4 protein-coding genes and 1 pseudogene are annotated in these 10,522 nt (G+C 57.4%); all 5 read right to left on the reverse strand.

The genetic code is table 11. The annotated features are described in order from the left end of the window. Positions 1–211 precede the first annotated feature (211 nt). Positions 212–6,310: a carboxypeptidase regulatory-like domain-containing protein gene (locus tag A3754_RS07625; protein ID WP_063519228.1), complete on the reverse strand. Its 6,099-nt coding sequence runs from the start codon at positions 6,308–6,310 to the stop codon at positions 212–214. 271 nt (positions 6,311–6,581) lie between these two features. Continuing rightward, positions 6,582–6,947 carry a cytochrome c5 family protein gene (locus A3754_RS07630; RefSeq protein ID WP_231880510.1) on the reverse strand — a complete coding sequence of 122 codons (366 nt, stop codon included), beginning with the start codon at positions 6,945–6,947 and terminating at the stop codon, positions 6,582–6,584. A gap of 2 nt (positions 6,948–6,949) precedes the next feature. Then, positions 6,950–7,408, reverse strand: a complete 459-nt coding sequence (locus A3754_RS07635; protein WP_063519229.1) for a cytochrome c5 family protein — start codon at positions 7,406–7,408, stop codon at positions 6,950–6,952. A gap of 223 nt (positions 7,409–7,631) precedes the next feature. Continuing rightward, positions 7,632–10,226 (reverse strand): CHASE2 domain-containing protein, encoded by a 2,595-nt coding sequence (locus tag A3754_RS07640; RefSeq protein ID WP_063519230.1) that lies wholly within the window; start codon positions 10,224–10,226, stop codon positions 7,632–7,634. A gap of 3 nt (positions 10,227–10,229) precedes the next feature. Then, positions 10,230–10,522 (reverse strand): annotated as a pseudogene (locus tag A3754_RS27505) (peptigoglycan-binding protein LysM); the annotation flags it as partial.

Here is a 10,522-nt window from a genome sequence, read left to right on the forward strand (position 1 = left end):
TGCGACTGCCCAGGATGGCCAGATCACCCCGTTGAGCAACAACAGCACTGCCGCCATCGCAACGGTGCGGGCAAATCGGCCGGACTCACGGATTTTCTCCATGGCTGGCGCGCCTACGTTATGCACCTTTTCCCTATGCTCCATGAGTCCATTCCCCCGTAACATACACTTAGCCTCGATTCTTGTTCCGTTCATAACCCTCTCGCCCCAATTACCGATTCAAGGCCCAAATTGCCCAATCCAGATTTTCGCGTAGCAATGGCGCATCCGGGTGACTTGAGCCTGCCAGGGCCGATGTGGCTTTCAGGGCTTTCTTGATGGCCAGGGCTTCATGCCCATGACTATTGGCCACCATCGCCATTTCCAGCAGAAGCGCCGCTTTCTTCAATTTCAGATCCAGCAGGGACTGACCGTAGGCCGCCTGTACGGCTTGAGTCACTTCCCCCAGGGTCTGGGTATCCGGCCCTTCCTGCAGTGGCAGCATTTCCGATAGCGTTAGCGAGGCACCGCTACCAAGGCTGGCGGTGACTTCGGCGCTTAATGTGGCCGAGCCCTGCGAGAAATTCGGAGCGAGCCAGGCGTGTAGATTACGCTGCTCGGCTTCGGCCAAAGGCAACTGCCACGACAACGAACTATTCTGTGTAGCAGGCAAGGTGTTAAGCACTTCTCCCCCCAGGGACATGGCTATATCCGCCTGGACGTCGACAGCAGGCCCCGTGTTTTGCAACGACAGAGTGACGGGGAACACTGCGCCCGGCCGATTTATCAGATTTTCTGCTGTGGTGTGCTCCAGTGCCCGCGACAACAACCCGGCATGGTGATCACTACCGCTTTCGGCTACCGCTTCGGCCAGCAGATCGTAACCCACATACACTGCCCGCCCTTCGCCATACTCACGATGGGTGACAGCATCGTGCTGACCGGAATAGGCCAGGCACTGGAGAGAGTGATCACTGACCCCCTGATACGAAGCGGCAACATCGGCTTTATGGTGATGTATGTGCGGCAATCGGCGATCCAGAGTCAGTGGCAAATAGGCCGGCTCGGAGAGCGGGGATTGCATAAATTCCACGCCATCCGCCCGGTGACCATCCCAGCCCAGCAGACTGAACAGATAGTTGCCAAGCAGACTCTCGTGTGGATGGATTCCCAAGCTCTGGTACAGGGGCAGAGTCCGCGGCCTGTCACCGGCGGCATACACCAGCCCATCGCCCCGATTGACGGCTTCTCGCAATTGCTTGGCGGTCCAGTGCCCCAACGGCACCCGGTCTGCCAGCAAGAGATATTGCTGATAATTTCCTGATAACAAGGCATCACGGAAACCACCCAGTGAATCCACCAAGGTGTAGCTGTAGCCATTTTCAATCAGGAAGGCATCCAGCCATTGTTGCTGCTGTGCCAGTGAGGGTATTTCCGACTGTTCATGTACAGACGACCCACTTTCCCTTTCCTCGACCTCGATATCCACGACTTCGAAGTCGCCCAGACGCTGGCCAAGTGCCGGGAAATAACCGCATTTGAACCCTGTCAGGCCAGTTTCCAACTTTCCTTGCAGGAAAAGGAATATGGGGTACTTGGCAACGATATTGTGTTTGCCTCCTAGCAGCGCCGAGCCGGATACCCGTACCTCAACGGCCTCCCGGCTGAGGCTGGTCACCGCCACATTCACATCGGTGCCGATATTGTTGTCCAGCAAGTCGGTAAAGGCTTGGGGTGTCGATGCCTCCAGATCAAGGGTGAAGAAGAGGGAATTCAACGCTTTCACGCTTACCAGGGTGCTCGCTGATAGCGGTTTGGGGAATTCTGCACGCAAAGTCAGCCAGTCCACAGCGGTACAGGTATCTTGCTGTTTGTCCGTCAGCACCAACAATCTCGGTTTCCCTGACAGGGAGAGCGTGGCCTCCAGAGAAATCGGTGGCTCCACCATTTGGAAGATCGCAGTGTCCACATCCCGCTGCTCACCATTTTCTTCCACCTGCAGGGCGCAGGCATGGCGAGTCAGATTAAAGCCTGCCGTACCAAACACATCCGAGAAAGTGGTTGTCTCACCCGGCTGCAAACTCACTGTTCGTGTATCGCGATGCAGCTCCGCCTGGTTATCCACATCCAGTCGGGTGTTGATCACTGTCAGGTTCTGTATCGCCTCGCTGCTGATGTTACGGAGCGTGAAATCACAGGTTTGCGGATCACCCTGGTACACGCTAGCAGCGCGGGCCTGGACCTCACCTTCCACGGCTCTGATTGAGCTGATGCTGACGGTGAATGCCTGCCTGTCACTGGCCAGCACATCCCCATCATCGTCAGTCAAGGTGCCTACCGCTTCATAGTTGCCGGCGGCCACACCTTCCAGAGACAGGTTTTCGTAGAGCTGCATAACCTGGCCAACCGCCAGACCGGCCAACACATATTCTTTATTGAGCAACACGTCGCCGCTCTCGTCACTGACAACCAGGCGATAGTTGGCAGGCTGTATCAGTGTGCTACTACTGCTATTGAGCAGGGTATTCTCAATGACAGCCTTGTCACCGAGGTAATAACTGGCTTTATCAGTGCCCACACCCACCGTCGCAACGGGGGCAGACACATCTCCACCTTCCCGGATTGAGAAGGGCACCGCCTGCAAGTCAAGCCGCTCTCCACTCTGGCTATACAGTTCGGCAATAGCCTGATAATCACCTGCCAGTGTCACCCCACTATTCCAGACCACGCCCAGCAAACGCTGCTCACCGGATGGCAAAGCAGGCAGAGGTTTACTACCAAGGTTTGCAACCAGGGCGCCGCTACTATCGAGAATGCTATGTTGTACTGAATAGTCTGCTTCCACCCCGCCGGTATTGGTCACCAGGGAGTCCAAATTCAGCGCTTCGGTTGGAGCTAACAGGCTATCTGACAGCGTCAGCGTGAGCGACCCTCTGCGTGCGGCCACTTTCTTCTGAGTGAGATTATTGGTGTTATTGCATTCTGCCACCTGGCCCTCGATAGCAGCACGGGCATAAAGAGTGACACCCTGCAGCTGGTCGGGATCAACATCGTCCATTACCGCATTTTTGTGATCGCCACTTTCAACTCCGCCACTAACAACCAACTCACCAATTTCTGCACCGGTGTCAGGGTGTCCATCAAACAGCGTGATATGGATATCTTCTGAAATGTCGGCAGATCCCGCATTACCGATAACCATGGTAACTGAGGCCAGCTCTCCCACGCCGTTGTCCACGAACTGAAGGGCACCAAGAGTCAAATCAGGAATCTTTGTTTCTTTTGCAACTTTCGAGGAAATACCTTCGATGTATTCCTCATAGCTATCCACCATGAGGACAAAACCACGCTCTCCTCCCGCCGGCTTGGGGAAGACAATACTGCTGAGAAGCGTTTCATTTGCCCCACCACCAACACCAATAGAATTGATGACATCAATACCTGCAGCCCGAGCCTGTTCAGACGCAGCAACGGCAGCTGATTGGCTAGACTGACCATCCGTTGATACATCAATCACCTGCAATGCAGTAGGTGGATTCGCATTACCGATGACCTCTGTCGCCCCATCGATGCAACTATGAATCGACGTCCCGCCTCCGCGTTTTCTGACACCACGAATCGCATCAGCCAAGCTAGTCACGTTATCTTCTTCGATCACCGTCGGATCGATTTCAAGATAATCGCTACTGCTGAATTGCAGTAACGACAACCGCATTGACCCGTCACGGGGAACAATATCCGGGTTCTCGATAGCCTGGGCTGTCCCTTCCAGCTGCAGTTGAAATTCCGAATAACTGACGCTACCGGAAGAGTCGAGGCACAAGGCCAGATCCAGGTAGGGCTTCTGATTACTGGCACACTCACCAGCCGTGCTTTCCGTATTGTTGGTTTCCGATAGCTCGGAAATAGCCTCGCCCGCATCAAGCAGGATATTTAAAGGCGCATCACGGAACGGCAAATCACCCTGAACCTGGACACTGATACGCTGAGTGGTATCTACCTCCAGTATTTGCTCAACGGCGGTTTCGCCAAGTACCGGATCATGGTCCGGACTAAACGCACCATCACGGTCTGCATCGCTGAACACCCGCACAGCGAAAGGCTGTGTTAGATCAGCATTCCCGCGGTTAATAATCACAACATCAAGCGCACCCGACACTTCGAAGGTATCCGGGTCAGACAGCAGATCTCCAGACTGGGTGCTTTGCACTGCAAGATCGGGCAACAAGGCATCGATCCCCGGTTGGCGGAGACGGACTTCACCCAGATCAAGATCACCACCCGTTGCGATGACAACAGGGAATGACAGGGGCTGATACTCAACTTGTGAAAATTCGAGCGTGTATTCGCCCAGAGACAGACCTTTCACCTCAAAACGACCAGAGGAATCCGTCATAGCCTCCCCGGCCACTGCCGAAGATGAAACCTTGGCCTTAACCAGAACCCCCTGCAACGGATTCTGAGTACGCACATCCACTACCTTGCCGCTGATACTGTTCACCGCGCTATCCAGTGGTACCAGCTCCAGCCCCCCCAGGTCATTGATAACACCCGCCTCAACGCGTGCAGTGCTGCCAATGGCACTATAGCCAGAAGCAGTAATGGTAAGTTCTACCTCAGCCGCCAAGAGCTCCCTGAGCTGAAAATACCCATCACTGTCGGTAGTAACTGTTACCGGTGCAGAACCATCCAGGTAATCGACAGAGACTTGTGCCTCCATAATCCCGCGGCCGGTAATCGCGTCAATGACAACCCCCTGGAATCCACCCGGCTGCTGTTGTGCTGCATCGCCAGTGGGGGCAAGCAGCGGGGAAAACTCCACGCTGGCCCCGTCAGATACCTCTGCTTCAGCAGATACACTCTCAAAACCTGCTGCCGACACCCCCAATGTCAGGTCACCTGCAGGCAAGTCCTCCAGACGATATTGACCCTGTGCATCCGTAGTGACCGATTTGGCAACACCCTGCACTTCCGCGCTAACCATTGCACCGCCAATCGATGCTCCCTGATGAGTGCTGCTGATGGTGCCAAAAACACTCACACCCTCCGGCACCGCCGCCTTCAATGCGGGGGAAAACAGCAAGGTTTGGCCAACCGCCATTTCCGCATTACCGGTTACTGACTCATAGCCTTGCGCAGAAGCGACAATGCTAAGCGGTCCCGCCGGCACTTCACTGAACAGGTAGGAGCCATCAGTCGCCGTGCCAGAGGACAGGCCTGTGCCAGCCAACGTTACCGTTGCCTGCGCTAACGGAGCCCCGCTATCCCGATCCGTGAGGGTGCCGCGGACAATGCCGGTTTGCAGGGGCTCGCCGGTATCCGGATCAGTTTTCTGGATATTAAGCGCCAACGTGCCGACATCACGTTTGTCACCGGTTTGCAGGACCGTGTTGAGCACCAGGGTGCTGTACCCGCCCTTGCTCATGGAGAGCTGGTAATGTCCTGGCGTCAGTCGATTGGAAAAAAATCCGCCTTCTGCATCGGTGACAAGCTGACGGGATTCAGGCCCGGCAAGAGCAATTTCAACACCAGCAAGAGGCTGGCCGCTCTGAGCATCTACGAGTGTGCCGGTAAGACTTGTTATGTCTGCAGCGGGACGGGATGCTGCTGACAGGACACGCAGGGCCAGAGCCGTAACATACACATCCTGCTCGAAATCCCCACCTGGGTTCTGCCTGTTCTGAAGCGCATCCAGTGCCTGCTGGAGGGAAGTCCGGTCAACTGCCCGCGACACCAGTGCATACAACGCCAATGCAGAGCTTTCAGTATCTCCCCAGAGTTGCCCCCCTTGCTGGGCCAGCAAGAAATCCTCGGCCGCCTGCAGAGGAGACTTCACATCATAGACATGGCGATACTGCCAAAGCGCATGCATAGCCAGAGCCGTAGTCTGGACTCGCCCCACATCGCCAGCCAATGCCCAACTGCCATCATCATTCTGGGCATTGATCAGATATTGCAGCGCATAGGCAGCAGGCTCCTGAGTAATGCCCAACAAGGATAGTGTTTCCAGTGCGTAGGCTGTGCTTAATGGGTCTGGGTCATAGCCGGGAAATGCCCCAAATCCGGAACCGGCTATTTGGCGCTTAAGCAATTCGTCCTGTGCCTCACCAAACTCCTGGCCCAGCGCGTAAGCCGTCCGAATACTACGGGACAGGTTCTCCGCACTGTGGTCTGCATCGACGCTGGCAAGATAGCTGGTCACACCACTCAAAACACCGGCAAGACTCTGATCCGCATCAAGCAGGTTGATTGTGGCTTCCGTGGTGGCCTGAAAAGTGATGGCTTTGGAGGCAGGGGAATCCAGACTGCCATCGGGCTGTATTTGCCCCACAAGCCATTGTTTTGCCGCCTCCTGATTTCCCTGTACCGACACAGGAAGCACTAACAACAGACAAAAAAGAGCTTGCACCCAACCCCAGATACCCGAACGTGACACAGCCATGCGATCCCCCGCTTTTAACCCTACGCTTCTTTATAGAATCGAGCGCGCAGACTAACAGCAAGGCACAGGCGTTTATGTAAGTTATCTCTTAGGGGGAAGGTAAGACTTTTACGACAACAAGAATGGCTTTCTTACAAATGGATAATGCTAAAAAGTGGAGCTATTTCGCCCCACTTTTTAGCAGCATGTAAATCACCGTGCTGCGAATTTCCTCGTCACTGCAATCGAAACAGCCACCGCGAGGAGGCATCGAGTTGATGCCATTGATCGCTTCCTGCACCAGGGTATCGAAACCTTCTTCTTCAACCTCGTGTGACCAGTAAAGGCGATGCTCCTTGCCGACACCAGGCGCGCCCAGCGCACCGGAGCCGTGACAGGTCACACAGTACTGCTTATACAACTGCGCCCCGTCACGCGCCGCTGCCTTGTCGGTAGCCGTCGTGTCCGGGGCGCTGTCGTCGGAGCAGGCTGCCAGCACCAGTGCTGACAGCAAGAGTCCGGGTAAAAACCAACAGGGTCGCGACAAGATTATTGGCTCTTGCTGACCATGTACTCGATGGCGGCCTTGAGTTCGTCATCAGAGCAGTTCATGCACATGCCTTTAGGGGGCATGGCGTTGATGCCGTTGATAGCGTTCTTCAGCATGGTCGCTTCGCCTTTGGCGATGTGCGGTGCCCAGGAGGCGGCATCACCCACTTTCGGGGCACCGGCAGCGCCAGTGCCATGACAGGCCGCACAGGAGGCGTTGTAGACCTGCTCACCGGAACGGGGACCACTGGCCACTTCTTCGGCCGGGGCGGCAGCGCTACCACATTCGTCGCCTTCCACACACACAGAACCCACCGGCTTGATACGCTCTTCGATGGCGCGATCACTGAATACAGAACGCTCGCCCAACGGGTAGGGAGAGATTTCCTTGGTGCTCTTGGCAGCCACGCTCCCGGCGGCAAACAGGGTAGCGACCAGTACCAGGCTGGCAGTCAGCATCTTTTTCACGATTACACCTCTAATTCTCTGTGATTCGCCGCGGGAAGCCCTTAACGGCCTCTTGTGGGCGCTGCGGCTGGCGATTATACCCGCTCAGGCCGTAGGGACAAAACGCTTGATGTTACGCCGAAGGCTTAACCGCGCATGCCCGGCGCTGAATCCACCCATTCCAGAGCACCTAAAGCCGGAAGCCCCCGCACGGCGGGCCCGTTTTCACCCAGTGTCAAGCCAGCTCAATACGCGGCAGCAACAGGGTAAAACGGCTCCCCTCGTTCACCACACTGCGAACCCGAACCTCCCCGCCATGGCGCTCGGTGACCACCTTGACGAAACGCAGCCCCATGCCCGCCCCACGGGTACGGGCGCCACCGCTGGTACTGGCCCGGCTGAAACGATCGAATAGTCGCTCCTGAAATTCCGGCGGAATCCCGACCCCGCGATCTCGGACCTCACAGCCCACCTGGTTGCCCTGCGCATACAGGCTGACATCAACGGAGCTGCCCTCATGGCTGTACTTCACCGCATTGGTCAGCAAATTCACAACCAGCCGCTCCAGCAGCTCATTGTTACCCAGCACCCAAACTTCCTGGTCCGGGTCGTACTCAAACCGCAAGGTGATATCACGCTGGTGAGCCTGAATCTGTACCTGATCGATGGCACTTTCGACCACATCGAGCATGTCCTGCTCGTTCATTTCCACGGATTCCACCGCTTCCACCCGGGCCAGCTGCAGGAATTGCTCGGCAATATTCAGGTTGCGCTGGGCATAGTGCTCCACATTATCGAGGAAGAGCGGCAAGCCCTCGTGGTCGCCGCTCTGACGCATTTTTTCCGTGAGCGCCAGCACCGACACCATGGGCGAGCGCAGGTCGTGGGAGAGAAAATCCAGCATTTCGGAACGGGCCCGCATGGCCTGCTTCACATCGCTGATGTCCTTGAAGGAAATGATCATCATCCGCCCCGGGTTATCGCCGGCATGCACCAGCAGCATGTCCAGATACAGGTCCGTGCCCTGGCGGTTACGGCACTCCACCTGGGTGCGGCCCTCGCCGAGGGTCCGGCACAGCAGGTCATCCCAGCTGTGCTCGCGCAGTTCCAGCTCCCGGTCCAGTTCTGTCACCATGGGCTGCCCCGTATCCAGCGCCCCCATTTCCAGGCCCAGCAGGAACGCAGCCTGGGGGTTCGCGTAGACAATCACCCCGCAGGCATCGGCGATCACCACCCCTTCGCGAATTTGCGCCAGTGTTACCTGGAAGAAACGGGTCAGTGCTTCCTGGCGCTCCTCTTCCCGGCGCAGCCGTTCGATGTGTTTTTCCAGCACCTCATAGCGCGGCCCCACGTTGGGCGCCCGGGTACGGATACGGACCAACATGGCCCGCACCCAGTAATCGTAGGTATCTGCATGCAGAGCCTGATCCCAGACCAGATCCAGCTCATAGCGACGACCATCCTGACGGAACCGGTACTGGCGGGCCAACGCCCCTTTCCACGTTGCCGCCGGCAGGCTGTCACCGCCACGCAGGGGCTTCTCTCCCCCCAGCAGTCGCCAGGAACGCACCGGCAACACCTGATCCAGCATGCGCCCCATTTGTGCCAGCGAGGACGGCTGCGTCAGGCGCTGGTTCAGGTCGCTGTATTCCGACAACCGCTCCAGCGCATTACGCATATAGGACAGGGAGTATTCCAGGCGCCGCCAGGTCCATAGAGGATAGGCCATGATCGCGGACGCCATGGCGGCGGACGGCGGAAACCACAAACGCAGGGAAATCAGCGTGGCCATGCTCACCAGCATGCACAGCAACAGCACGGCAAACACCAGCGGCATGCTCCAGCGCGGCAGCACATAGGGCAACAGCAAGGGCGCCAGCAACGCCAGCACCACCCCCAGCACCAACGCGCTGGGCATGGACAGGTCACGCACCAGCCGGTCCGCACGCAGGGCATCCAGCAGGTTCGCATTGATTTCAACACCGGCCATCAACTCACCCTTGCTGGCCATGGGGGTGGGCAACATATCGCCCAGGCCGGCGGCGGTGGCACCGATCAACACGATCTTGTCGCGTATCAGTTGTTCGGGAATCAGGTTTTCCAGCAGCTCGACGGCGGAGACTTGCGGGTAACTATTCGGGCCGCTGACAAAGGGAATATAACGGTGGTAGCGGCGCACATTAGCCAGCCCGGAAAACTCCTCTCCCTTGTCCGCCGGGAAGATCTGTTCGGACAGGATGCCCTCCTGCACCAGCAACGTCTGGGTAATGTGCGGCCACCAGGCCTGACCAATCCCCGAGCGCATATACACCGAGCGGGCCACGCCGTCGGTATCCAGCTCCAGATCCACATGGCCCAGCCCCGCGGCAGCACGGGCAAAGGGAGAATAAGGCAACACTTCGATCAACTGCCCGCCAGCACGCAATTGCTCCACATGCACGGGCAGGTAAACATGCCCGTTGGCCGCCATGGCCTGTACCAGAGCCAGGTCGGAATCCGGGTTATTGCGGTCTGGTTCGGACAGAATCAGGTCCATGAGCACCGCGCGGGCGCCCATATCAGTGAGCCGATCAATCAGCTGGGCATGCACTTTGCGGTCCCAGGGCCAACGGCCGATTTCGCGCAGGCTGTATTCATCAATGCCGACAATGACCACATCCTGGGAGGGATCATCCGGCAGCGTTTGCAGCAGGTTGTCGTAGATATAGCGGTCGACAAAGGAGAGCGCACCACTGATTGTCAGCAGCGCACACAGCCCCACCACCAGGCACAGCACCGATACATGCTCTGCCAGATAACGACGCTGATCCGGGCTCAGACGGTTGCGCATGGATTATAGTGCCAGCAGCAAAGCCGCCGCGCCCACGAAGGCCCACAGATCCCAGTGCGATTCCTTTTCCGGGGCGGGCTCCGGTACAGGTTCAGGCGGCGGAGCGGGCGTCACACTGAATGCCTGCCAGTGCTCGTCACCACGCAGACCATTTTCATCCACCGCCCGCACCAGCAACCGGTAGTCACCGACAGGCAGGTCTTTTTGCCAGTGGCCGGTGCTCAGATGGTCCTGGTCGAGCAGGCGGCCGGCGGGTTGGCGATAGAGCTCCAGCAGGTAAGAGCGGGCTTTGGCCT

The sequence above is a fragment of the Alcanivorax sp. HI0083 genome, from assembly GCF_001635175.1.

Excerpts from the sequence above, each read along its gene's own strand:
- A3754_RS07635 (WP_063519229.1), bottom strand. The coding sequence starts at position 7,408 with ATGCTGACTGCCAGCCTGGTACTGGTCGCTACCCTGTTTGCCGCCGGG.
- A3754_RS07640 (WP_063519230.1), bottom strand. The coding sequence starts at position 10,226 with ATGCGCAACCGTCTGAGCCCGGATCAGCGTCGTTATCTGGCAGAGCAT.